The 25267-nt window shown below is 63.0% G+C and carries 17 protein-coding genes, 1 tRNA gene and 1 pseudogene; 15 read left to right on the top strand and 4 right to left on the bottom strand.

Annotated elements, in window-relative coordinates; all coding sequences use genetic code 11:
* Positions 1-103: 103 nt before the first annotated feature.
* Positions 104-1009, top strand: coding sequence for a LysR family transcriptional regulator (locus tag CVS48_RS27190; RefSeq protein WP_100857152.1), 906 nt, complete (start codon positions 104-106; stop codon positions 1007-1009).
* Positions 1010-1702: 693 nt separating this feature from the next.
* Here the strand turns inward: CVS48_RS27190 and CVS48_RS27185 are convergent.
* Positions 1703-1779: transfer RNA gene (locus CVS48_RS27185), tRNA-Met, on the bottom strand.
* 61 nt (positions 1780-1840) lie between these two features.
* Here CVS48_RS27185 and scpB point away from each other — a divergent pair.
* The 8 genes from scpB to typA all read left to right on the top strand — a co-directional run bounded on the left by scpB (position 1841) and on the right by typA (position 13635).
* A complete protein-coding gene (scpB, locus tag CVS48_RS27180; RefSeq protein WP_100857151.1) occupies positions 1841-3046 on the top strand; it encodes an SMC-Scp complex subunit ScpB in 1206 nt (401 codons plus the stop codon).
* Between the two features lie 35 nt (positions 3047-3081).
* Positions 3082-4917: a 23S rRNA pseudouridine(2605) synthase RluB gene (gene rluB, locus CVS48_RS27175; protein ID WP_167401062.1), complete on the top strand. Its 1836-nt coding sequence runs from the start codon at positions 3082-3084 to the stop codon at positions 4915-4917.
* Positions 4918-5474: 557 nt separating this feature from the next.
* Positions 5475-5978 (top strand): ribosome maturation factor RimP, encoded by a 504-nt coding sequence (gene rimP / locus CVS48_RS27170; protein WP_100857149.1) that lies wholly within the window; start codon positions 5475-5477, stop codon positions 5976-5978.
* Positions 5975-7453 carry a transcription termination factor NusA gene (nusA, locus tag CVS48_RS27165; protein WP_050447915.1) on the top strand — a complete coding sequence of 493 codons (1479 nt, stop codon included), beginning with the start codon at positions 5975-5977 and terminating at the stop codon, positions 7451-7453. The genes rimP and nusA overlap by 4 nt, the downstream gene beginning before the upstream one ends.
* A gap of 95 nt (positions 7454-7548) precedes the next feature.
* Positions 7549-10599, top strand: a complete 3051-nt coding sequence (infB, locus tag CVS48_RS27160) for a translation initiation factor IF-2 (RefSeq protein WP_100857148.1) — start codon at positions 7549-7551, stop codon at positions 10597-10599.
* Between the two features lie 23 nt (positions 10600-10622).
* Positions 10623-11024 (top strand): 30S ribosome-binding factor RbfA, encoded by a 402-nt coding sequence (gene rbfA / locus CVS48_RS27155; RefSeq protein WP_006218273.1) that lies wholly within the window; start codon positions 10623-10625, stop codon positions 11022-11024.
* 38 nt (positions 11025-11062) lie between these two features.
* Positions 11063-11815, top strand: coding sequence for a tRNA pseudouridine(55) synthase TruB (truB, locus tag CVS48_RS27150; protein WP_100857147.1), 753 nt, complete (start codon positions 11063-11065; stop codon positions 11813-11815).
* Complete coding sequence (gene typA, locus CVS48_RS27145; RefSeq protein WP_100857146.1) at positions 11812-13635, top strand: translational GTPase TypA; 1824 nt, start codon at positions 11812-11814, stop codon at positions 13633-13635. The genes truB and typA overlap by 4 nt, the downstream gene beginning before the upstream one ends.
* 107 nt (positions 13636-13742) lie before the next feature.
* Here the strand turns inward: typA and CVS48_RS27140 are convergent, their stop codons facing one another.
* On the bottom strand, positions 13743-14141 hold the full coding sequence (locus CVS48_RS27140; RefSeq protein ID WP_100857145.1) for a tautomerase family protein: 399 nt from the start codon (positions 14139-14141) through the stop codon (positions 13743-13745).
* Between the two features lie 108 nt (positions 14142-14249).
* Here CVS48_RS27140 and CVS48_RS27135 point away from each other — a divergent pair, with 108 nt between their 5' ends.
* A complete protein-coding gene (locus CVS48_RS27135) occupies positions 14250-15116 on the top strand; it encodes a LysR family transcriptional regulator (protein WP_100857144.1) in 867 nt (288 codons plus the stop codon).
* 89 nt (positions 15117-15205) lie between these two features.
* Positions 15206-16627 (top strand): annotated as a pseudogene (locus tag CVS48_RS27130) (M20 family metallopeptidase).
* Positions 16628-16665: 38 nt separating this feature from the next.
* Here CVS48_RS27130 and CVS48_RS27125 read toward each other — a convergent pair.
* Positions 16666-17346, bottom strand: coding sequence for an LOG family protein (locus CVS48_RS27125; RefSeq protein ID WP_463096918.1), 681 nt, complete (start codon positions 17344-17346; stop codon positions 16666-16668).
* Here CVS48_RS27125 and polA point away from each other — a divergent pair.
* The 3 genes from polA to CVS48_RS27110 all read left to right on the top strand — a co-directional run bounded on the left by polA (position 17345) and on the right by CVS48_RS27110 (position 21885).
* A complete protein-coding gene (gene polA / locus CVS48_RS27120; protein WP_100857143.1) occupies positions 17345-20062 on the top strand; it encodes a DNA polymerase I in 2718 nt (905 codons plus the stop codon). The two genes, CVS48_RS27125 and polA, sit on opposite strands and share 2 nt — an antisense overlap.
* Positions 20063-20179: 117 nt before the next feature.
* A complete protein-coding gene (locus CVS48_RS27115; protein ID WP_100857142.1) occupies positions 20180-21019 on the top strand; it encodes a ZIP family metal transporter in 840 nt (279 codons plus the stop codon).
* Positions 21020-21096: 77 nt separating this feature from the next.
* The gene (locus CVS48_RS27110; protein WP_100857141.1) at positions 21097-21885 is read left to right on the top strand and encodes a dienelactone hydrolase family protein; all 789 of its coding nucleotides are present in this window, start codon (positions 21097-21099) and stop codon (positions 21883-21885) included.
* 81 nt (positions 21886-21966) lie between these two features.
* Here the strand turns inward: CVS48_RS27110 and CVS48_RS27105 are convergent, their stop codons facing one another.
* Positions 21967-23628: a Na/Pi cotransporter family protein gene (locus CVS48_RS27105; protein WP_100857140.1), complete on the bottom strand. Its 1662-nt coding sequence runs from the start codon at positions 23626-23628 to the stop codon at positions 21967-21969.
* Positions 23629-23803: 175 nt separating this feature from the next.
* Here CVS48_RS27105 and CVS48_RS27100 point away from each other — a divergent pair, with 175 nt between their 5' ends.
* Positions 23804-25195, top strand: coding sequence for an L-serine ammonia-lyase (locus CVS48_RS27100; protein WP_100857139.1), 1392 nt, complete (start codon positions 23804-23806; stop codon positions 25193-25195).
* Positions 25196-25267: the final 72 nt, after the last annotated feature.

Below are 25267 nucleotides of genomic sequence, written 5' to 3'. Positions count from 1 at the left end.
TCCCGCTGCGCGCCCCGGTGCTCAAAATGTCGCCATTTGGGCGCGGATGTTGCACAGAAATACGGTATAACCGGTACGGTCTGATGCAAGAACCGAGACAATCATGGATCGTTTGAAGGCGATGCAGGTGTTCGTGGAGGTTGCTGACCGGGGGAGTTTGTCGGCAGCGGCAATTCATTTGGATATGTCGCGCGCAATGGTGTCGCGCTATCTGGCGGAAATGGAGCAGTGGGTCGGGGTGCGCTTGCTGCATCGCACGACGCGCCGTTTGAGCCTCACGCCTGCGGGGGCAGAGACGCTGCCGCGCTGCCGGCAAATGCTGGATATGGTGGGTGATCTGCGCAGTGCGGTTTCCACCCCCGAAGACACACCGCGTGGGCTGTTGCGGGTTACCACCAGCATGTCTTTTGGTTCGCGTCACCTTGCGAAGGTGGTGACTGACTACGTCAAACTGCACCCGGACACGTCGGTCGATCTGATGTTGGTCGAGCGAGCCGTCAACTTGGTCGAAGAGCGAGTTGATTTGGCGGTGCGCATCACGAACGACCTGGATCCCAACCTGATTGCCCGCAAGCTGGCGGTGTGCCGGTCGGTGGTGTGCGCATCGCCCGAATATCTGTCTCGCGAAGGGCTGCCGGCGCGGATCGAAGACCTGTCTTTGCGAAACTGCCTGACCCACTCTTATTTTGGCAAAAGCCTGTGGCGTTTCGAGCGCGACGGCCAGCCCGTGGATGTGCCGGTGAGTGGCAATATCAGCGCCAATGAGGCGTCCGTGCTGTTGAGCGCCGCGTTGGAAGGGGCGGGTATTGCAATGTTGCCCACTTATTGCGCAACCGAATATATTGCAGCGGGTCGTTTGAAGGCGATTCTGCCGCAATGCAAACCGCAGGAACTCGGCATTTATGGTGTTTACGCATCCCGTCGGCAGATGCCCCTGATACTGCGTTCCATGCTGGACTTCCTGGTTGAACGGCTGGGTTCGGCACCCTGGGATAGGCCCGGCGCCTGAATGCGGCACGCCGCGATGCGGATTCCCGCTCTTGAGGGCTCGGGTTATGGCGGTATAATTTCGGAAATGTGTGGACGGTTTGGTTCAAGCCAATGTCCGCTAGCATGTAGTCTTCAAAAATATCCAAGAATCGTAAGTCTGGTCAAGATCTGGCCGCAGCATGGCAAGGCGGGTCTTAGCGTGGGGGAAGGCAGGGGCGGTTAGCCGCAATACCCGGCCCCAAGCCTGATGATCCGGGTCCTTGATACTGATTGCCGCAGGACGAAGGCGCCGGGTTCCGGCGTGTCCCGCAGGCTTGTTGGCCATTGATGCCAGCTTTTCCAGAATTTGCTTAAGGCGTTTGCCGCGATACGAAGCGGCAGGCACATTGCCCTATCTTGACCGACGTGCCCGCTTCCGCGTATGCGCGTCGCGCATGGCAATCAACGCAGAACTCCAGGAACCTTGTGAACACTACGCTCGTCAATGTCGTCTATCGCGGGTCTCCATGCGTGGCGGACCGGCAAGTTGGTGTTGATGTGGGTCCGGTGGTGTCCGCTATTGCCTGGTTTGTCTTTGTTGTACAGGCCGTTCGCGCTTTTCTTTTCTCTGCCTGCGGCAAAAATTGCGGCCGGATTGTGGCCCGGATTGCGGAATGCATTATTTCAGCGCAAATGAAAAAGGCCCGGCGCATTCGCCAGGCCTTGATCAATTTGGTTGCGGGGGCAGGATTTGAACCTACGACCTTCGGGTTATGAGCCCGACGAGCTGCCAGACTGCTCCACCCCGCGTCTGAGAAAAGAATATTAACCTTATTTTCCACCTGGTGCAAGTTAGCCCTTTTGAATTTGAATGTCGATGAACGATAGCGAGGCAATACTCGTGCTGGAAACCGCGTTGTTATGCGCGGTGCAGCCGATGCAACTGTCCGATATGCGCAAGCTATTCGGGGACGATGAGCAGTTTGACAACAGCAAGCTGCGCGGGCTGTTGGAGACGCTGCAAGCCAACTGGGCCGATGGCGGCCTGGAGCTTGTGCAACTGGCGAGCGGGTGGCGATTTCAAAGTCGTCCGCATATGCAGCGCTATCTTGAGCGGCTCAGTCCCGAAAAGCCGCCCAAGTATTCACGAGCCGTCATGGAGACGCTGGCCATCGTGGCTTGGCGCCAACCCGTAACCCGGGGCGATATCGAAGACATACGCGGCGTGACCGTGTCGTCGCAAATCGTGAAAGCCCTGGAAGATCGAGGCTGGATCGAGGTGATCGGGCACCGCGATGCGCCGGGTCGTCCGGCTCTGTTCGGGACCACGCGCCATTTCCTGGACGATCTCGGCCTGCGAGCGCTGGATGAGTTGCCGCCCCTGGAATCCGCCCATGCCGCCGCCGCGCTGGCGGGCTTGGATCTGGGTGAGGTGCAGCAATTGACGGGCGAGGGCGCCACGCCCGTGGATGAATCGGCGGGCGCGGAGGTTGCCTCCGAAGGGGTAAGCGATTCGGCTGCGCTCGGCGTCGATGGCGACGAGGGGGCTCAGGGTGAATTTGCCATCGAAAATGCGGACCAAGTGCCGGAAAATGACGATATCCCAGTTGCGGAATTGTCAGTTTCGGCACAGGATGCACCCATAGACCCGGTCGATAGCGTAGAATCCGTCGTTTCGCGCACAGAAGAAGGCGCGAATCCCGACGACGAACCCACCGTCCGGGAGCAAGCCGAAGGCTTGTCCAATACGCCGAACCTGTCCGGTTTTCCCGACGACAGAGCCGGCAACGACATTTCCGATATGGCCGCCGACCCCACTGAGGCCGGTGCTGCAAAGGAAAGTGTCGAGAACGCAAAACACGCGGAACCGACCGACCCGATTGACGAGACCGATCACGCAGCGCCTGGCGCGGCTGGGCATGAGCCCGATTTCGGCCTTGATGATCCTGTTCGGCCCGAAACCGATGCCGCTTCCTCGGCCTCGGACGACGTGGATCCGGCGCAGCCTGGCGCTGGCCACGATTCGGCGTCCCCTGATGATGACGAGCCCGCCCCTGGCAGGCCTACCCAAGTTTGAAATTCGGAGCTGTCCCAGTGACAACGAATACAGCAATGCAGGACGACAATCCCCGTTCGGATGACACCGCTTCCAACGGTCAGCCGGACTCCTCCCCCGTGCGCGAATCGGCAGCTGAAGGCGAGGCCGGCGCGCGTGGGCGTGGTCGCAAGCTAAGGACGCCTTTTCGCCGCCGTCGTGGCGATGCCGCGGCAGAGCAGGCACCGGCTGCAGAGGGCCAACCGGCCGCCGCCGCATCGGTCGAGTCAGCAGACTCTCGTGGCGGCGAGCAAGAGGCGGAGCAGGCGCTGTCGTATCTTGACAACGCTGACCGCATGGAACAACGCCTGGGCAAGTACCTGAACAGCGATTCGGTCATGCCCAAGCTGCACAAGGTGCTGGCGGATGCCGGCATCGGCTCGCGCCGCGAGATGGAAGAGCTGATTGTGGCCGGCCGGGTGTCGGTCAACGGCGAGCCGGCTCACATCGGCCAGCGCGTGGCGCCCAATGATCAGGTTCGCGTGAACGGCAAGCCCATCATGCGGACCAACACCAAGAAGCCGCCGCGCGTGATCCTGTATCACAAGCCTGCGGGCGAAATCGTCAGCCACGACGATCCGGCTGGACGCGCCAGCGTGTTCGCCCGCCTGCCCAAGCTGCGCACGGGCAAGTGGTTGTCGGTGGGGCGCCTGGACTTGAATACGGAAGGTCTGCTGATCTTCACGACGTCTGGCGACATGGCCAACCGCATCATGCACCCCCGTTACGGCACCGAGCGTGAATACGCCGTCCGTGTGCTGGGCGAAATGGACGAGGCGCAACGCCAGTCGCTGGTTGACGGCATTGAGCTGGAAGATGGTGTGGCGGCTTTCGGGGCGCTGGATTATCTGGGTGGCGACGGCAGCAATCGCTGGTACCGCGTCACCTTGCAGGAAGGGCGTAACCGTGAAGTGCGCCGTATGTTCGAGGCGGTTGGCGTAACCGTCAGCCGACTGATCCGAACCCGCTTCGGCGATGTGGTGCTGCCCCGCAGCTTGCGTCGTGGTCGTTGGGAAGAGCTGGATGGCTCGTTGGTCACCGCACTGATGGTCCAGCTTGGACTGTTGCGTGATGACGACGAATCGGGTGGCAATCGCCGCCGTTCGAAGCAGCCCCAATCTCATGACAGCGCGCTGCCCCCGGGCTTTGGCACCATGGATCGCAATGGCATGAATGGCGCCCGTATCGGCCGTCGCGGCAAGCTGCAAGGCGGCCGCTTGGGCAGTGCGGGGCAAGCGGCGGCGTGTCCGTCGGACCCGTTCGGTACCGGCCTGATGATCGCCGGCGGCTATGCCAATGGCCATCCGCTTGCTGCGGAAGGCCCTGGCGGCAATCGCAAGGGCGGCAAGCCCGGCGGTGGTCGCTCGGCATCGGCGGGCGGCGGTCGTCCTGATGGCAAGCCGGGCGGTAAGCCGGGCGCCAAACCTGCTGGCAAGATGGGCGGCAAGCCGCGTGGGCCGCGCGGTCCGCGTGCGGCGGCAGCGGGTGGGCAGCCGGGCAATGTGGCGTCGGCTGATGCCGGTGTTGTCGGCAATGTGGCTGAAGGCCAGGTGGGTGGTGGCCGCAAGCCTTCCGGTGGCAAGCCGGGCGGCAAGCCGCAAGGCGCGCGCGGCGGCAACGGTGGCCGGAATGGCAAGTCCGCGGCTGCGGGTGGCCGTGGCGGAAACAAGTCTGAAGGGCCGCGCAATGCGGGCGGTCCGGCGGCCAATAAGGGCCCGGGTGCGGGCGGCAAGCCGCGTGCACCGCGCGCCGCTTCGTCGGCACCGCGTGGCGACGATTGGCAACCTCGCGGCGCGTCGGCGCATGAATCCCGCTTGGGCGTCATGGGTGGGCGTGGTCGTCAAGGCCGTTGATTTGCCTCTCAGTGGCGCGTTGATCGCGCCGCTGGCCGCGATATGTCCCGTATAAGCGTAAGCCCTAGATGAATCAGGCGTTTTTCCTGTTTATCTGGTAAAATCAATGGTTTTCATGGCTTCGCGTCATTGCCTTTTGTATCCCGACTCTGGCTGGTAGTTGGCAAGAGCGGGTGAAAGCGCAGGGCTAAATCGCGGGGGCAGTGCTAAATCGGCTAATGCAACGGAGCAGAAATGCACGGGCTTGAGTTAGCCGGGCAGCCAATGATCAAGTTGGCGCGCAAGGCAAGGCACGGCAATGCAAGGCACGGCAATGCAAGGCAAGACAATGCATAGCGCAGTTCAATAGTAGTTGGCATCGGATATGCGCCAAGTGTCGCCGGACCTGAAGGTTTGGGTTTGGGTTTGGGCAGGCAGGGTTGGGACAACCCGTGGCGCATCAAATTAGGTCGCAATATAGGGCGCTGCCCAGCATTGCTCCTTACGTGTAGTAGGGAAGCGGCTGGGCTCTGCGCAATATCGGTGGGCTGGGCGTGCAGCCCATTTTTTTTGAGTATATGGCTGATTTATTCGCATTGACCGAAGAGGCTCTGGCCGGCATGGACGTCGAACTCGTGGACGTCGAGCGTGCCGCCCTGGGCCTTTTGCGCGTAACGATCGATCGGGTCGGCGGTGTGCGCATCGAAGACTGTGAGCAGGTATCCCGCCAATTGTCGCGGGTGTTTGAGGTCGAGAACGTTGACTACAAACGGCTGGAAGTCGGTTCGCCGGGCATTGATCGCCCGTTGCGCAACGAGGCTGAATTCCGCCGTTTTGCAGGCGAGCGCATCGAGATCAAGCTACGTGAGGCATTAGACGGACGTAAGGTTTTCTCCGGCACGTTGACCGTGCCCGAGGACGACGCCGCCGCCTCGGACGCCGATGCTGGCATGCACAAGACCGTGTTCGGTCTCGAATTTGAGGCAAAAAAGAACGAAGTCCAGGTGTTGAATTTCACGGTCGAAGATATCGAACGTGCAAAACTGGATCCCGTTCTGGATTTCAAGGGCCAAAAGCGATGAGTCGCGAAATTCTTCTGTTGGTCGATGCCTTGGCGCGTGAAAAGAACGTCACGCGTGACGTCGTGTTCGGTGCGCTGGAAAGCGCGCTGGCCTCGGCCATGAAAAAGCGCTTCAAGGATGATGCGGACATTCGTGTCGCCATCGATAGGGAAACCGGCGATCACGAGGGCTTCCGCCGCTGGCTGGTAGTGCCCGACGAAGCGGGCCTGCAAGAGCCCGACAAGCAGGAAATGCTGTCGGATGCGCAGGAAATCGTTCCTGATATCCAGGAAGGCGAATACATCGAAGAGCCGCTTGAGCCCATCGAATTCGGCCGTATCGGCGCGCAGGCGGCCAAGCAGGCCATCCTGCAAAAAATCCGTGACGCCGAACGCGAACAGGTGCTGAACGACTTCCTGGACCGTGGCGAGACCATTGTGTCCGGCACGATCAAGCGCATGGACAAGGGCGACGCCATTGTCGAAACGGGCAAGATCGAAGCGCGCCTGCCGCGTTCCGAAATGATCCCGAAGGAAAACCTCCGGGTTGCCGACCGCGTCCGCGCCTTCGTGTTGCGTGTTGACCACGCCGCGCGTGGCCAGCAAGTGATTCTGTCGCGCACCTCGCCCGAGTTCATTCGCCAGTTGTTCGAGAACGAAGTTCCCGAAATCGAGCAGGGTCTGTTGGAAATCAAGGCCGCCGCTCGCGATGCGGGTGTGCGTGCGAAGATCGCCGTGGTGGCATACGATAAGCGTATCGATCCGATCGGCACGTGTGTGGGCATGCGCGGTTCGCGTGTCACCGCGGTGCGCAACGAGCTGGGCGGCGAACAGGTCGACATCGTGTTGTGGTCGGAAGACCCCGCGCAGTTTGTCATTGGCGCCTTGGCGCCGGCCAACGTCGAATCGATCGTCGTTGACGAAGACAAGCATGCGATGGACGTCGTCGTCGACGAGGAAAACCTGCCCAAGGCCATTGGCGCCAAGGGTCAGAACGTGCGCCTGGCGTCCGAGCTGACTGGCTGGCAGATCAACATCATGACGCCGGAAGAAAGCCTGAACCGCCAGGAAGTCGAGCGCTCGGGTCTGCGTACCACGTTCATGAGCAAGTTGGACGTTGATGAGGAAGTCGCCGACATCCTGATCGACGAAGGTTTCACCGGTATCGAGGAAATCGCTTACGTACCCATGCAGGAACTGCTGGAAATCGAAGCGTTTGACGAAGACACCATCAATGAATTGCGTGCCCGTGCCCGCAATGCGCTGCTGACTGAGGCAATTGCCCAGGAAGAGCGCCTTGAGACCGCACAGGATTTGCTTGAACTCGAAGGCATGACGCAAGAGCTGGCTGCCAAGCTGGCCGAGCGCCAAGTGCATACGCGAGATGATCTGGCCGAATTGGCAACGGACGAACTGGCGGAAATCGCCGGCTTGACCGAGCAGGAAGCCAGCGACCTCATCATGCGTGCCCGTGCCCATTGGTTCGACGAAGAATAACCATAAGGACACGGGTCTGCGGTGGGTAGTGCTGGATTCATCCACCGCAAGTTCACGTTGTTTGTAATTGCTGCATATAGGGAAGAGAGAGCCTAATGTCGAGTAACACCGTCGCCCAGTTCGCTACCGAGCTGAAAATGCCTGCCAATGTGCTGCTGGATCAGCTGCGCTCGGCTGGTGTTGACCTCAAATCGGTTGACGATTCCGTCACCGACAGCGACAAGGCGAAATTGCTCGAATCGCTGCGCCGCGCCCATGGCGCGACCGAAGGCAAGAAGATCACCCTGACGCGCCGCCAGACGTCCGAGATCCGGCAGGCTGACGCCACCGGCCGCTCGCGCACGATTCAGGTCGAAGTGCGCAAGAAGCGCGTGTTCGTCAAGCGTGATCCCTCCGAAATTGCCCTGGAGCAGGCCGCGTCCGCGCGTGCCGAAGATGAAGTTGCTGTTGAAGAAGAGCAGCAGGTGTCCGCGCCGGCTGCACCCGAGGCTCCTGCCGTGGCCGAGCCCCGCGAAGCCACGCCCGTCCAAGCGGAGGCTCCGGCCCCCGTCGAGGCGGAAGAGCCTGTTGCTGTAGAAGCGCCCGCGCCGGTTGAAGCGCCTGCGCCTGTTGAATCCGTCGCGGCCGAAGTGCCCGCCACCGTCGAGGCGCAAGCCGTCGAAGTCCAGGCCCAGCCTGAACCCGAACCGACGCCGGCGCCTGCTCCTGCCGAGCCCGTGGCCGAAGAGGCCAAGCCCGAAGTTAAGACTGAATCCACCGAGCCCACGGCTGAAGAAGCCAAGCCGGAACCCGTTGTGCTAGCCAATAAGTCCGAAACACCTTCCCCCCAGGCCAATGCGCCGATCGCCCAGGCGCAGCCTGCCGCGAAGTCCGAACCTGTGCAGTCCGCCGCGCCCGCGCCGGCCACGCCCCCCGTCCGGGTGGGCAATCGTGCCGACAACCGCCGCGCCGGCCCGCCGCTTGCCGCCTCCGCTACGTCGGGTGGCCGCGATGAGGCCCGCCGTGCCGCCGAGGCTGAAGCCGCCGCGCTGCGCGAAATGCTGAACCGTCCGCGCAAGGTATTGCGTGCCCCCGAGCCGGAGGCGCCCGCCGCCGCCGCTGCTCCGATTTCGGGCACGCTGCACAAGCCGGCCGCCAAGCCGGGTGCTACGCCCGGCGCCAAGAAAGACGCCAAGCCCGCCGCTCCCGGTACGAAGAAGACCATCAAGACCGCCGAAGTCGCTTCGACCTGGTCTGATGACGCCTCGCGCAAGAAACCGGCCGACAAGCCCGCAGCCCCGGCCAGCCGTGACGGCTGGCGTGCAGGTGGCAAGGGTGGTGGCAAGGGCGGCGGCCGTGGTGGCCGCAACCAGCAGAACGACCGCCGCAACGAGCCCGCGCCGCAAGAATTCATTGCTCGCGAAGTGCACGTGCCGGAAACCATCAGCGTGGCCGATCTGGCTCACAAGATGTCCGTAAAGGCTGCCGAAGTCATCAAGCATCTGATGAAGCTGGGCCAGATGGTCACCATCAACCAGGTACTGGACCAGGAAACGGCCATGATCGTGGTTGAAGAACTGGGCCACGTCGCGATCGCCGCCAAGCTGGATGACCCGGAAGCGTTCCTGGACATCTCCGCAACGGTGTCCGAAGCCGAGCAACTGCCGCGCGCCCCGGTTGTTACCGTCATGGGCCACGTCGACCACGGCAAGACCTCGCTGCTGGATTACATCCGCCGCGCCAAGGTTGCCGCGGGCGAAGCCGGCGGCATTACGCAGCACATCGGCGCCTACCACGTTCAAACCGAACGCGGCATGGTGACCTTCCTTGACACCCCGGGCCACGAAGCGTTTACCGCCATGCGTGCCCGCGGCGCCAAGGCGACCGACATCGTGATCCTGGTGGTGGCCGCTGACGACGGCGTGATGCCGCAAACGCGCGAAGCCATCCACCACGCCAAGGCCGCGGGCGTGCCCATGGTCGTGGCCGTGACCAAGATCGACAAGCCGTCGGCCAACCCGGAACGCGTCAAGCAGGAATTGGTTGCCGAACAGGTCGTGCCGGAAGAATACGGTGGCGACGTGCCCTTCGTGGGCGTGTCGGCCAAGACCGGTGAAGGCATCGACGACCTGCTCGAAAACTTGCTGCTGCAAGCCGAAGTGCTGGAACTGAAGGCTCCGGAAGACGCGCCCGCCAAGGGCCTGGTCATCGAAGCCCGTCTGGACAAGGGCCGTGGCCCGGTCGCGACGATCCTGGTGCAGAGCGGCACGCTCAAACGCGGCGACGTGGTGCTGGCCGGCGCAAGCTTTGGCCGCGTGCGCGCCATGCTGGACGAAAACGGCAAGCCGATCCAATCGGCCGGCCCGTCCATCCCGGTTGAAATTCAAGGCCTGACCGAAGTGCCGGCCGCCGGCGACGAACTGATGGCGCTGTCCGACGAGCGCAAGGCGCGCGAAATCGCGCTGTTCCGCCAAGGCAAGTTCCGCGACGTCAAGCTGGCGCGCCAACAGGCCGCCAAGCTGGAATCGATGTTCGACAACCTGGGCGAGGGCACGCAAACGCTCACGCTTATCGTCAAGACCGACGTGCAGGGTTCGCAGGAAGCGCTGGTGCAGTCGCTGGTCAAGCTGTCGACCGACGAAGTTCGTGTGCAAGTGGTGCACGCGGCCGTTGGCGGCATCTCGGAAACCGACATCAACCTGGCTATCGCCTCGAACGCGGTCGTGATCGGCTTCAACGTGCGTGCGGAAGCAAGCGCCAAGAAGCTGGCCGAAAACAACGGCATCGACGTGCGCTACTACAACATCATCTATGACGCCGTGGATGAAGTTAAGGCGGCCATGTCGGGCATGTTGGCGCCCGAGAAGAAGGAAGAAATCATCGGCCTGGTCGAGATCCGTGAGGTCTACAGCATCTCGCGCCTTGGCAACATCGCTGGTTGTATGGTGCTTGACGGCATCGTCCGCCGCGATTCCCAGGTACGCCTGCTGCGCAACAACGTGGTTACCTGGACGGGGCATCTTGAATCGCTGCGCCGCTTCAAGGACGACGTCAAGGAAGTCAAATCGGGCTTCGATTGCGGTCTTACGCTGCGCGGCAACAACGACATCCAGGTGGGTGACCAACTGGAAGTCTTTGAAATCAAGGAAATCGCGCGTACGCTGTAAAGCGTCGCGAGGCATTATTGCTAATGAGCCGTCACAAGTCCAAAGCCATCCCCGGTCGCAATCTGCGGCTGGCCGACCAGATCCAAAAGGATCTGGCGGAGATCATTCAGCGCGAAATCGATATGTCTCGCGCTGGGCTGATCACGCTCTCCGGTGTGGAATTGTCGACCGACTACGCGCATGCCAAGGTGTGGTTCACGGTTTTGGGCGCCGAGCCCGAAGCCGCCACCGCCTTGCTGAACGAAAAAGCCGGTTGGCTGCATTCCCAGCTTTACAAGCTGCTGCATATTCACACTGTCCCCACTTTGCGCTTCTTCCACGACGAGCAAATCGCCCGTGGCATCGAAATGTCGATCCTCATCGACCGCGCAAATCGGCCCGGCCCCCACTCGGGCGTGCCAGACGAACCTGAAGACCAGTCCTGATCGGGCTGTCGTCACTGCTTTTCAACCGGATTCCGACGATGGCTAAACGACGCGGGCTTTTGCTCGACGGTGTGCTGTTGCTCGACAAACCCGTAGGTTTGTCGAGCAACCACGCCTTGCAACGCGCCAAGCGTTCCATGGACGCGGCGAAAGCCGGTCATACGGGCACGCTGGATCCCTTCGCCACCGGCTTGCTGGTGTGCTGCATGGGACGCGCAACCAAGATTTCCGGCGCGATGCTTAACGCCGACAAGGCGTATCGCGCTACGCTGCAATTTGGCAGCGAAACCGATTCTGGCGACCTGACCGGCAATGTCGTGTCAACCGCCGAACCGGGCTTTACCGTTGACGAACAAGCGCTGCGCGACGCGCTGTCACGTTTCTCGGGCACGATCGAGCAGATTCCGCCGATGTACTCCGCGCTCAAGCGCGACGGCAAGCCGTTGTACGAGTACGCCCGCGCCGGCATCGAGCTGGAACGGGCCCCGCGTCAAATCACGATTCACCGCATCGAGCTGTTGTCCCTGTCGGGGACGCAGGCAGAGATCGATGTGGCTTGTAGTAAAGGCACATACATCCGAACACTGGCCCAGGACATCGGGCGCGTGCTGGGCTGTTACGCCCACCTGACGGCGCTGCGGCGCACGCACGTCGGGCCTTTTTCTCTGGAACGCGCCGTTGCGCTGGAAGCCTTGCAGGCCATGCCAGACCCGAAGCAGGCATTGCTTGCACTGAACGAATTGCCGGAGGGCTTGCTGCCCTCCACCCTGACCTTAAAGGACTCGCTATGACTCGCGCCTTGCGCAACGTCGCCATCATCGCCCACGTGGACCACGGTAAAACAACCCTGGTCGACCAGCTGCTGCGCCAATCCGGCACCTTCCGCGAAAACCAGGCGCTGACTGAACGGGTCATGGACTCGAACGATCTGGAAAAAGAACGCGGCATCACGATTCTGGCCAAGAACTGTGCCGTTGAATACGAAGGCACGCACATCAACATCGTCGACACCCCGGGTCACGCCGACTTCGGTGGTGAAGTCGAGCGCGTGCTGTCCATGGTTGACGGCGTGCTGTTGCTGGTTGACGCCGTTGAAGGCCCGATGCCGCAGACCATTTTCGTGACGCGCAAGGCGCTGGCCCTGGGCCTGAAGCCGATCGTGGTCGTTAACAAGGTTGACCGCCCCGGCGCCCGCACCGACTTCGTCATCAACGCCACGTTCGACCTGTTCGACAAGCTGGGCGCGACCGAAGAGCAGTTGGACTTCCCGGTGGTTTACGCCTCGGGCCTGTCGGGCTACGCCGGTCTGACCCCGGACGTGCGCGAAGGCAACATGCGCCCGCTGTTCGAAGCCATCCTGCAGCACGTGCCGCAGCGTGACGACGATCCCAACGGCCCGTTGCAGATGCAGATCATCTCGTTGGACTACAACAGCTACGTCGGCAAGATCGGCGTGGGCCGCATCAACCGTGGCCGCATGCGCCCCGGCATGGAAGTGGCTTACAAGTTTGGTCCCGACGGCCAGAGCGGCAAGGGCCGCATCAACCAGGTCCAGAAGTTCCACGGCCTGGAACGTGTTGTGGTGGAAGAAGCCGAAGCCGGCGACATCGTGCTGATCAACGGCATCGAAGAGCTGGGCATTGGCTGCACCGTGACCGACGTGCTCACGCAGGAAGCCCTGCCGATGCTGCGCATCGACGAGCCGACGCTGACCATGAACTTCATGGTGAACACGTCGCCGCTGGCCGGTCGCGAAGGCAAGTTCGTGACCAGCCGCCAAGTGCGTGACCGCCTGGATCGCGAGCTGAAGTCCAACGTGGCGCTGCGTGTGCGCGACACGGGCGACGACACGGTGTTCGAAGTGTCGGGCCGTGGCGAATTGCACCTGACGATTCTGCTGGAAACGATGCGCCGCGAAGGCTACGAGCTGGCCGTGTCGCGTCCCCGCGTGGTGTTCAAGGAAGTCGACGGCGTGAAGTGCGAGCCGTTTGAATCGCTGACCATCGACGTTGAAGACGCTCACCAAGGTGGCGTGATGGAAGAACTGGGCCGCCGCAAGGGCGACCTGCAGGACATGCAGCCGGACGGCCGTGGCCGTACGCGCCTGGAATACCTGATCCCGGCCCGTGGCCTGATCGGCTTCCAGAACGAGTTCCTGACGCTGACGCGCGGCACGGGCTTGATGAGCCACATCTTCCACGAATACGCCCCGGTCAAGGAAGGTTCGATCGGCGAGCGTCGCAACGGCGTGCTGATCAGCCAGGACCAAGGCGACGCCGTGGCCTACGCACTGTGGAAGCTGCAGGATCGCGGCCGCATGTTCGTGAGCCCGGGCGATGCGCTGTACGAAGGCATGATCATCGGCATTCACAGCCGCGACAACGACCTGGTTGTGAACCCGATCAAGGGCAAGCAACTGACGAACGTGCGCGCCTCGGGTACCGACGAAGCCGTGCGCCTGGTTCCGCCGATTCAGATGTCGCTGGAATACGCCGTTGAATTCATCGACGACGACGAACTCGTGGAAATCACGCCGAAGTCGATCCGTCTGCGCAAGCGCCACCTGCTGGAAAACGAACGCAAGCGCGCCGCGCGCGAAGCATCCGCCTAAGCGGAAGCGACGGCCACACTCGCTCTGGCTACCCGCACAAGACAAGCCGCGCACCTTCTGGTGCGCGGCTTTTTTCATGACGCGGGCCGTCTTATAGACCGTTTTTCTTATAGGCCGTTTTGCTGGTGCCGGTATTCCTGTGTGGCGCCGCCGTACCCATACGCCGCCGCTCGCGCGTCGATCACATGCACGTAAGAACATTCGTGCAGTTCGCCCAGAATTTCCTGAAACGCCGCGTAAATCTCTTTGATGAAGCGGGCCTTCTCGGCCTTGGTATTGGTTTCGTCCGTGACGCTGATGTCCAGGTGAAAGGCGTTCTTGCCCTGCTCGGAGAGCGGCGTGCCGCCGATGAACCAGAGATCGTGCGGAATGTGCTGCAAGGTAATCGCGATGACGGGCAGCTTCTTGCCCAGCACGGACTGGGTCAGCCCGGCCACGGATTCAACGACGCGGCGATTGATGGCGGGATCGGATTGGCCAGAAAGATGTACGACGATATGGGGCATGACAGGCTCCGGTTTGTGAAGGGTACAAGGCCAGTGTAGAAACCCGTTTGACATCGGAAAAGCGGGAATTTACGATTTCATCCATCGATTAATCCGTTGGATAAAGCCATGTCGGGTTTTGATCTGGACCAGTTGCGCACCTTGGTCGCCGTGCTGGACGCGGGCAGCCTGACGGCGGCGGCGCCGAAGGTATTTCTGTCGCAATCGTCGGTCAGCGAACAGATGCGCAAACTGGAAGAGCGCGCGGGCCAAGCCCTGCTGGTGCGCGGCAAAACCGGGGTGACGGCCACGCCCGCGGGCGAACGCCTGCTGCAACATGCGCGCGCGATCCTGGCCTTGAGCGACGAGGCCTACCGGGATCTGCGTGGCGTGGCGCTGCGCGGCGAGCTGCGGCTGTTCATTACGGATTACTTTCGGCCGGGCGACGTGGCGCGCATGCTGCGGCGTTTGAACGAGCAATACCCGCAGGTGCGGCTGCACGTGACGATCATGAAAAGCGGCGCCATCGAGGCCGCCTACGAGCGCGGCGAAATCGACGTGGGCATATCGATGTCGATCCAGGAGCGCGGCGCGCCTCGCGCCCGCGCGCAGGGCGCGCTGTTGCGCCGCGAGCCGCTGCTGTGGATGACGGCCGAAGGCTCAGGCGCGCCGTCGGAAGATGCCGCCTTGCCCTTGCTGGTGCTGCCGGAGACCTGCGCATTGCGCCAGTACGTGGAACGGCAGCTTGCGCGGCGCGCCGTGCCTTACACGGTGGCGCATGTGGCTTCAGGGGTGGCGGGATTGCAGTTGGCGGTGTCGGCCGGGCTGGGCGTGGCCTGCCTGAATGAATCCGCCCTGGCGCCCGGGATCACGCGTTTGCATGCGCCTGGCTTGCCAGCGCTGCCCTCGGTGGAATTTCGCTTGCTGCCTGCCCGTGCCGGGGAAAGCGAATTCATCGGATTGGCGCGAGAGGCCATCGTCAAGGCCCTGAGCTGATCGAAGCTGCCTCGGCGAAGGGGGGCTTGAACAGGCTCGCCTCCAATCGAAAAATGATCGAAACTGCCGAAACCAGCAGAGGAGAGATCATGGGTGCCATCGACAAACTCGCGCCGTTCATCGACGCGCGCAGCGGGCGTTATGCGGAACTGAGCGACCGCATCTGGAGCTTGGCCGAACTACGCTACGACGAACACAAGTCAGCCGAATTGCACATGGCGATGCTGGAAGAAGCCGGCTTTCGCATCACCCGCGGCGCGGCTGGCATTCCCACTGCGTTCGTGGCCGAGGCCGGCCAGGGTGGTCCCGTCATCGGCATCCTGGGCGAATACGACGCGCTGTCCGGACTAAGCCAGGAAAGCGGCGCCTTTGCGTGCCAGCCGTCGCCGGAAACACCCAATGGCAATGGCCATGGTTGCGGCCATCACCTGTTGGGCACGGCAGCGCACTTTGCCGCCGTGGCGGTCAAGGAATTCCTGGAAGCCAATCAGTTGCCGGGTACCATCCGTTTCTACGGCTGTCCGGCGGAAGAGGGCGGGTCGGGCAAGACCTTCATGGCGCGCGAGGGCCTGTTCGATGAGCTTGATGCTGCCTTGACCTGGCATCCGGCTTCGCACACAGGTATCTTCCACCAGTCCACGCTGGCGAACATCCAGGCCTATTTTCGTTTCCGCGGCATCGCGGCGCATGCCGCGAATTCACCGCATCTGGGCCGCAGCGCGCTGGACGCCGTGGAACTGATGAACGTGGGCGTGAACTACCTGCGCGAGCACATGGTGCCGGACGCGCGCGTGCATTACGCCGTGACCAACAGCGGCGGCATTTCGCCCAACGTGGTGCAGGCCCGCGCCGAGGTGCTGTACCTGGTGCGCGCCCCCATCAATTCATAGGCGGCCGAACTGTACGAGCGGGTCAAGAACGTGGCGCGCGGCGCGGCGATGATGACCGGCTGCGAACTGGACATCGTGTTCGACAAGGCGTGTTCGAACTACATGCCGAACCGTGTGCTGAACGAAATCATGTACGCCAATATGCAGGCGTTGCAAGGCCCGGCCTATACGCCGGGTGAAGAACAGGTGGCGCGCCGGATGTGGGATTCGATCACGGAAGACGACATCGACAACGCCGGCAAGAACCTGGGGGCGGTACTGCGCAATCCCACGCCGCTGTTCGCGGGTGTGGCGCCGTTTGACCCGGCCAAGAGCGAGATCACGTACGGTTCGACGGACGTGGGCGATGTCAGTTGGGTGACGCCCACGGCGCAATGCTGGGGCGCCTGCTACGCCTATGGCACGCCGTTTCATTCCTGGCAGATGGTGGCGCAGGGCAAGATGTCGATGGCGCACAAGGGAATGGTGCACGCCGCCAAGATCATTGCGGCGACGGCGGCTGATCTACTGGCGCGGCCGGAAGCGTTGGCGCGCGCCAAGCAGGAATTGCTGGACGCGCGGCGCGGGCAGCCCTATGTGTGCCCCATTCCGGATGAGGTGGTGCCGTCGTTCAAACGCTAGATGGCAAAGCGGCCCTCGGTTAAGGGCCGCCGCCGCGTTCAAGCCGGCAGGGATGGCGCGTATTGCGCCTCGGAAGTGACCTTGTCGTGGAATTCCACGACGCGGCGCACCACCTTGACGGGGTCGTCCTCGATGATGAAAAGGTCCAGGTCGTGCGCGCCGATCATGCCGTTGCCCAGCACCTGATCACCCAGCCAGTCGACCAGGCCCGACCAATATTCGCTACCCACCAGCACGATGGGCGCCGGCGGCACCTTGCCCGTCTGGATGAGCGTCAACGCTTCGAAGAGCTCGTCCAGGGTGCCAAAGCCGCCCGGCATCGCCACGTAGGCGAAGCTGTGCATGAAGAACGTGGCCTTGCGCGAGAAAAAATACTCGAACGACAGGCTGATGGTTTGATACTCGTTGTTGTGGGCCTCGTGCGGCAGGCTGATGTTCAGCCCGATGCTTGTGCCGCCAGCCTCGAAGGCGCCTTTGTTGGCGGCCTCCATGATGCCGGGGCCACCGCCCGCGATGACCGCGAAACCGGCGCCGGCCAGGGCGGCCGAGATGGCGATGGTGGTTTCATAGTGGGGGGAATTACGGCTGACTCGTGCACTGCCGAAGACGCTGACTGCGGGCCCGATGTTCGCGAGCTTGTCTGCCGCCGTCCGTATCTCTGACATAATCAGCGGAATCTGTTTGCCGGCGGGTGTTTCCATATCTGCCTTTTTAACCATGAAAAAAACCTTATTACTGGTCGACGGTTCAAGCTACTTGTACCGCGCTTTCCACGCTATGCCTGATTTGCGCAATGCGCAAGGCGAACCCACGGGGGCGCTGTACGGCGTGGTCAATATGCTGCGCAAGCTTGTATCTGATCATAAGGCAGAGTATGCCGCATGTATTTTCGATGCCCGCGGCAAGACCTTCCGAGACGACCTGTATCCCGAGTACAAGTCGCACCGCCCGCCCATGCCTGAAGACCTGGCTGCGCAGATCGAACCCATCCACCGCGCCGTGCGCGCGCTGGGTTGGCCGGTGCTGGCCATTGAGGGGGTGGAAGCGGACGACGTGATCGGCACCCTGGCCAAGCACGCCGCCGAACACGATGTACACACCATCGTTTCCACGGGCGACAAGGACTTGGCGCAACTGGTCAACAGCCACGTCACGCTGGTCAACACCATGACGGGCGAAGTGCTGGACGAGCCCGGCGTGGTCAATAAGTTTGGCGTGCCGCCCGACCGCATCGTCGACTACCTGATGCTGGTTGGCGATACCGTGGACAACGTCCCGGGGGTGACCAAGGTGGGTCCCAAGACGGCGGTCAAATGGCTGGCGGAATTCGGCTCCATTGACAAGCTGGTCGAAGGCGCCGAGGGCATCAAGGGCGTGGCCGGCAACAACCTGCGCGAAGCCATTCCCAATTTCCCGCTGACCCGCCAACTGCTGACGGTGAAATACGATTGCGACCTGAGCGGCCACGTGGAAAACGTCAGCGACCTGACGCCGCGCGAACGCGACATTGCCACGCTGACCGAACTATATGAACGCTACGGCTTCCGTACCTGGCTGCGCGACCTGACCGGCGACGCCGAGCGCGTGCCCACGGGTGATGCGCGCATCGCTGCGGAAGTGCCGCAGGCGCCAGCCGAACTGGACTACCGGATCATTGCCGACTGGGCCGAATTCGACGCCTGGTTTGAAAAGCTGCAAGGGGCGCCCCTGGTGGCGCTGGACACCGAGACTACATCGCTGGACCAGATGCAGGCCCGGCTGGTTGGCCTGTCGCTGGCGGTGGAACCTGGCGTGGCTTGCTACATTCCGGTGGCGCACCGGGGGCCGGACGGCGCAACGCAGTTGCCCAAGGCCGAGGTGCTGGCGCGCTTGAAGCCGTGGCTGGAAGACACCTCGCGCGCCAAGCTGCTGCATCACGCCAAGTACGACGCGCATGTGTTCGCCAACGAAGGCATCAAGCTTGCGGGCATTACCGACGACACGATGCTTGAGGCCTATGTGCTGGAATCGCATCGCGGCGTGGGGCTCAACGACCTGGCCCAGCGCTATCTGGGCCGCAGCGGCGTGTCGTACGAGGACCTGTGCGGCAAGGGCGCCAAGCAGATCGGTTTCGACGAGGTGGCGGTGGACAAGGCGGGGCATTACGCCGCCGAAGACGCCGACTTCACCTTGCAATTGCATCGCGTGCTGCGTCCGATGGTGGCGTCCGACGAAGGCCTGGACCGCATCTATCAATTGGAAATCAAGGTGTCGGCGGTGCTGACCACCATCGAACGCAATGGCGTGAAGGTGGATGCCGACGAACTCGGCCGCCAAAGCCACAAGCTGGGCCAGGAAATGTTGCGGCTGGAGCAAAAGGCCTATGAATTGGCCGGTCAGCCCTTCAACCTGAATTCGCCCAAGCAGTTGGGTGAAATTCTGTTTGAGCGCATGCAGTTGCCGGTGGTGCGCAAGACCGCCAGCGGCGCGCCGTCCACCGACGAAGACGTGCTGACCAAGCTGGCGCTGGACTATCCGCTGCCGCAGGTGCTGCTGGAATACCGGGGGCTGTCCAAGCTGAAGTCCACCTACACGGACAAGCTGCCGCGCATGATCAACCCCGCCACGGGCCGTGTCCACACGCGCTACTCGCAGGCGGCGGTGATTACCGGCCGGCTGGCGTCGTCCGATCCCAACCTGCAGAACATTCCCGTGCGCACCGAGGCGGGCCGCCGTGTGCGCGAGGCGTTCATCGCGGAACAGGGCATGCTGCTGTCGGCCGACTATTCGCAGATTGAACTGCGCATCATGGCGCACGTGTCGGACGACGCCAATCTGCAACGCGCGTTTGCCGCCGGCGAGGACATTCACCGCGCGACGGCCGCCGAAGTGTTCGGCGTGGCGCTGCCGGATGTGTCGACCGACCAGCGTCGCGCGGCCAAGGCCATCAACTTTGGCCTGATCTACGGCATGGGGGTGTTCGGCCTGGCGTCCAACCTGGGCATCACGCGGGATGCGGCGCAGGCCTACATCGACCGCTATTTCGCCCGCTATCCCGGCGTGGCGATGTACATGGAAAACACGCGCCGCGTCGCGCGCGAGCAAGGTTACGTTGAAACCGTGTTCGGTCGGCGCCTGCAACTGCCGGAAATCCGTGGGGCTTCGGGTCCGCGCCGGCAGGGGGCGGAACGCGCGGCCATCAATGCGCCCATGCAGGGCACCGCGGCCGACCTGATCAAGCTGGCCATGGTGGCCGTGCAAGACTGGCTGGAAGCGGAAAAGCTGCAAACCCGCATGATCATGCAGGTACACGATGAACTGGTGCTGGAAGCGCCGGACGCCGAGATCGAGGTGGTCAAGGAGGCCTTGCCGCGCCTGATGTGTTCGGTGGCCGAGCTGCGTGTGCCGCTGGTGGCGGAAGTGGGCATGGGGAAGAACTGGGAGCAGGCGCACTAAGCCCGCTGTTCTGTCCCCGTGCACCTGGCGGGCCGTCCTCGGGCGGCCCATTTCCGATTTCAGGATTGCAACAATATAATGTTGCGCTTCCTCCCCGCCTCTATTGCGTCCCCCCACATGTTGCTGCTCTGGGTACTTCTTGCCACCGTTACCGGCGGGCTGATCGCCGTCCTTGTCGCCAGTTGGCTGGCCTACAAGGTCTTCGCCCAGTATCTGCACCACATGGTCAGCCTGTCCGTGGGCGTGCTGCTGTCGGTGGCGCTTCTGCATTTGTTGCCCGAGGCTTTCGAAGGGGGCGTGGCCGATGCGCATACGCTCTTCGGCTTGATGCTGGCGTCGCTGATCGGCTTTTTCGTGCTTGAGAAGATTGCGCTGCTGCGCCATAGTCATCACCACGAAGGTGACGGGCACCACCATCACAAAGGCCACGATCACCACGAAGCCGGGCGCGGGGGCGTGCTGATCCTGATCGGAAGCTCTTTACACAACCTGTGCGACGGCATCCTGGTGGCGGCGGCTTTCCTGACCGATCCGCTGTTGGGGGTACTGACCGCCGCGTCGATCATCGTGCATGAAGTGCCGCACAAGCTGAGCGATTTCGTCGTGCTGCTGAACGCCGGGCTGGCGCGTCGCCGCGCCTTTTCGCTGATCCTGTTCACCAGCTTGTGTTCAGCCGTGGGCGGCATAATAGGGTACTTTGTGCTGCAGCAGGCGCAGGACTGGGTGCCGTATGTCTTGGTGGTTGCCGCCAGCAGCTTCCTTTATATCTCGGTGGCTGACCTGATGCCGCAGATGCATGAACGGGTGTCCCTTTCGGATGCCGTCCCGCAATTATTGCTGGTGGGTGTGGGCGTGGCGCTGATCTACAGCGTGACGACCGTGATGCACCATGGGCACGAGCACGGGGCCGACGCCGGCCACGGCGCTCCCCATGCCGAGCACGGCCACTCGCACTAGGCAGGGCTCGCCTACTTGCACCAGGGCGCGCGCGGACGGGACGCCTCTATGTCCACCCCCCTACACAGGAGTCCGCCATGAGTTTTTCCGCTGCCGCCGGCAACGTCGCCCCCACCGTCATTCACACTGACACCGAAGGCTTGGTCCACGGGGATTTCAAGCTGCCCGTGGCAGATGGTTCCATTGCCGCGTATTACGCCGCGCCGCAAGGGCGCCGCGACTTGCCTGTCGTGCTGGTGGTGCAAGAGATTTTTGGCGTGCACGAGCACATCAAGGATCTTTGCCGCCGCATCGCCAAGGCCGGTTATCTGGCGGTTGCCGCCAATCTGTACGAGCGTCAGGGTGACGCCTCTACCTACACCGATATTCCCAAGCTGATTGCCGACATCGTCAGCAAGGTGCCCGACGAGCAGGTGTTTGCTGACCTGGACGCCAGCGTGGCGTGGGCCGCGGACAACGGCGGCGATGCCAGGCGCGTGGCCATCACCGGCTTTTGCTGGGGCGGCCGCCTGACCTGGATGTACGCCGCGCACAACCCCGACGTCAAGGCGGCGGTGGCCTGGTACGGCAAGCTGAGCGTGGGCCATGGCCCGCTGATCAAGCGCGTGGCGTTCGACGTGGTCAACGACCTGCATGCACCGGTGCTGGGCCTGTACGGCGCCCTGGACGCCAGCATTCCGCTGGCCGACATCGAGACCATGAAGACGAAGCTGGCGGCCGGCAACGAAGCCGCCAAGCAGTCGGAATTTATGGTGTACCCGGACGCCGACCATGCCTTCCTGGCGGATTACCGCGCCAGCTACAAGCCCGAGGCCGCCAAGGATGGCTGGACTCGCATGCTGGCGTGGTTCCAGCGCTACCTGTAAACCGATAGGCGCGGTGGGGCTTGTGTTCCCCGCGCTGTTATCCGCTTAATTGCCCGCTTGGTTGCCAGCTTGATTACCGGCTTAGTTGCCCGCTTCCCTCAAGCGGCTGGGCAACAATTCCCCGTGGCGGGCCAAGAGCGGATATGCGGCGGCGCCCACCAGGTGCGAGTTGATGCCCTTCATATCGCGCAGGATATCCAGGTACAGCGCGCCGACTTCGGCGGCGTCCACCTCGCCCGACTTGATCTTCTGCAAGTGCGTGTCGGCCGCTTGAATCTCGATCGTGCGAAAGCGCGCCTTTTCACCAGCCAGGGCGCGCGCCTGACGCAGGTCGTCGTTGACGAAGAGCGCGGCGGCCTGACGCTGGTTGGCAATCAATTGGCCCAGCGTGTCGTCCAGACTGGCGCGTTGCTCGGGTGAAAACATCCAACCTTGCTTGCGCAGCTTGGCCACATGGCTCAGCAGCCCGTGATGGGCAATGTCGCCCGCATGGCCGATGTTGCTGGCGAAGGCCAGAATGTCATCCATGCGCTGGACGTCGTCGCGCGTCATGTTTTCCTGGTCCAGCGTGGCCAGGTAGGTGGTGATGGCGTTTTCCAGCTTGTCCAGCGCGGCGTCCAACTGGCGCGCCTGCACCATGCGGTGGCGGTTGTCGCGCTTGAAACCTGCGCGCGCGTACAGCAGCAAGGTTTGCAGCATGTCGGCCATGCGCAGGGCTTCGCGCGCCGCGTTGCCCAGCGCCACGGCCGGCACGTCATGGGCCCATTCATCCAGGTACTGGGGGCGAGACGGGTCGTTGGGATCGGCCCGTTTGGGCAACCAACGGGTCAAGAGCGCCGCGTAGGGTGTCAGCAGCGGCAGGAACAGCAGGGCGATGACCGCATTGAACAGCGTGTGGAAATTGGCGACGGCGCGTGCCGGGTCGCTTGCCATGTCGCTCATCAGCGGTTGCAGCACCGGCAGCAGGATCAGCCCGGCCAGCACGCCCAGCACCCGGGTTAGCAGGTTGCCCAAGGGCAGGCGGCGCGCGGCGGGGTCGTCGCCTGTCACGCCTTCGATCATGGGGTTGATGGCGGTGCCCAGGTTGGCGCCCAGCACCAGCGCGAAAGCCACGTGGGGCGCAACCATGTGATGGCTTGCCAGGGACATTACCAGCACCACCACTGCCACGCTGGAGTGCGCGGCCCAGGTGAACGCGGCCGACAGCAGCACGGCAGCCACCGGCTGGGTGGCCAGCGCGTCGAGAATCATGCCCAGCATGGGGGCCGTCTGGAACGGCTCGAAAAGCTCGACCAGCTGATGCAGAGACAGCAGTAACAGCCCCAGACCGATGAACACCCGGCCCAGGTCGCGCGTGCGGCCGGGCGGGTAGCGGCGAAACATCCAGACGCCGGCAAGAATAAGAATGGGCGCAAGCGAGGTCAGGTCGAACGACAGCAGTTGCACGATCAGCGTGGTGCCGACGTTGGCGCCCAGCATCGCGGCCAGCGCCGGCACCAGGCCCACCACGCCGCCCGCCGCGAAGCCGGTAATCATCAGGCCCGTGGCCGTGCTGCTTTGCAAGGCGGCGGTGATGCCCAGACCCGCCGCGAAAGCACGCAAGCGGGTACCCAGGGCTCGGCCCAACGCCGCGCCCAGGGCGGCGCCGAAGGCGCGCTGGACACCGGTTTGGACCATGTGCACGCCCCAAAGGAGCAGGGCGACGTAGCCGGCGAAGTCAAGCAGGGTGATAAGACCAGACATCCAGGGGTGTTCCCGTTCTTTTTATGACAAGTAATAATTCTGTAATGATCGCATGCCTGCTGGGGCGGCGAAACCCGCGGTAGCAATACAGCATACGCTGGCCAGGTTTCCTGCGCGCGCTGTTGCCAGCGCGTATCATTGCCTGACTATTCGTTGATGTATTGGAGTGTGTGGCGTGGCCGTTTCCGTATTTGATCTGTTCAAGATTGGCATAGGCCCGTCTAGTTCCCATACGGTGGGACCGATGCGGGCCGCCTTGCTGTTCGCGCAAGGCCTGGAACGCGACGGCCTGATTCCCCGGGTTGCACATGTTCGCGCTGAGCTCTACGGTTCATTGGGCGCCACGGGCAAGGGGCACGGCACCGACAAGGGCGTGCTGCTGGGGCTGATGGGCGAGGCGCCCGACACGGTGGACCCGGCCGCCATTGAAGGCATGATCGCCTCGGTGCGCGCCAGCCGCCAACTGCCGCTGCTGGGGCGCTACCCGGTTGCTTTCGTCGAAAAAGAGCACATGGTGTTCTACCGGCGCGAAGCCATGGCCGAGCACCCCAACGGCATGAAATTCCACGCCATCGACGCCAACGGCGAGTCGCTGCGCGAATCGCGCTACCTGTCTGTCGGTGGTGGCTTCGTGGTGACGGCGGGCGCGTCCAATAGCCAGGTGATCGCCGCGCACAACCAACTTCGCTACCCATTTCGCTCGGGCCGCGAACTCCTGGCCATGTGCCGCGAGAACGGTCTGACGGTGGCGCAGTTGATGATGCAGAACGAACTCACCTGGCGTGAGGCGGCAGACACGCACAGCGGGCTGGACCGCATTTGGCAAGTGATGCAGGACTGCGTGGCGCGCGGTTGCGGCATCAATTACCCGGAAGCCGACGGCGTACTGCCCGGCCCGCTGCGGGTACGCCGCCGGGCGCCTGAGCTTTACCGCAATCTGACCCAGCGCGCCGAACGCACCTTGTCGGACCCGCTGTCGGTCATGGACTGGGTCAACCTTTACGCCATGGCGGTCAACGAAGAGAACGCCGCCGGCGGCCGGGTCGTCACGGCGCCCACCAACGGCGCGGCGGGCATCATCCCCGCGGTGCTGCACTATTACGACCGCTTCGTGCCCGGCGCCAACCACGACGGCATGCGGAACTTCCTGCTGACCGCCGCGGCGATCGGCTTGCTGTACAAGTACAACGCGTCGTTGTCGGGGGCCGAAGTGGGCTGTCAGGGCGAAGTGGGCGTGGCCTGCTCGATGGCCGCCGGGGGGTTGGCCGCGGCGCTGGGCGGCTCGGTGGAGCAGGTTGAAAACGCCGCCGAAATCGGCATGGAACACAACCTGGGCCTGACCTGCGACCCCGTCGGCGGGCTGGTGCAAATTCCCTGTATCGAGCGCAATGCCATGGCGTCCATCAAAGCCGTGAACGCGGCCCGGATGGCGCTGCGCGGCGACGGGCAGCACTATGTGTCGCTGGATTCGGTTATCAAGACCATGCGCGAAACGGGGGCTGATATGAAGACGAAGTACAAGGAAACCGCGCGCGGCGGCCTGGCGGTGAACATCGTCGAGTGCTGACGGCAGGGGGTATATCCCTCTCGGAACCTGCAAAAGAAAAGTCCCTCGGCTGAGGGACTTTTTTCTGCCTGG

The organism is Achromobacter spanius, assembly GCF_002812705.1.
Taxonomy (GTDB): Bacteria; Pseudomonadota; Gammaproteobacteria; order Burkholderiales; family Burkholderiaceae_B; genus Achromobacter; species Achromobacter spanius.
This window is presented reverse-complemented; position numbering and strand designations above follow the sequence as displayed.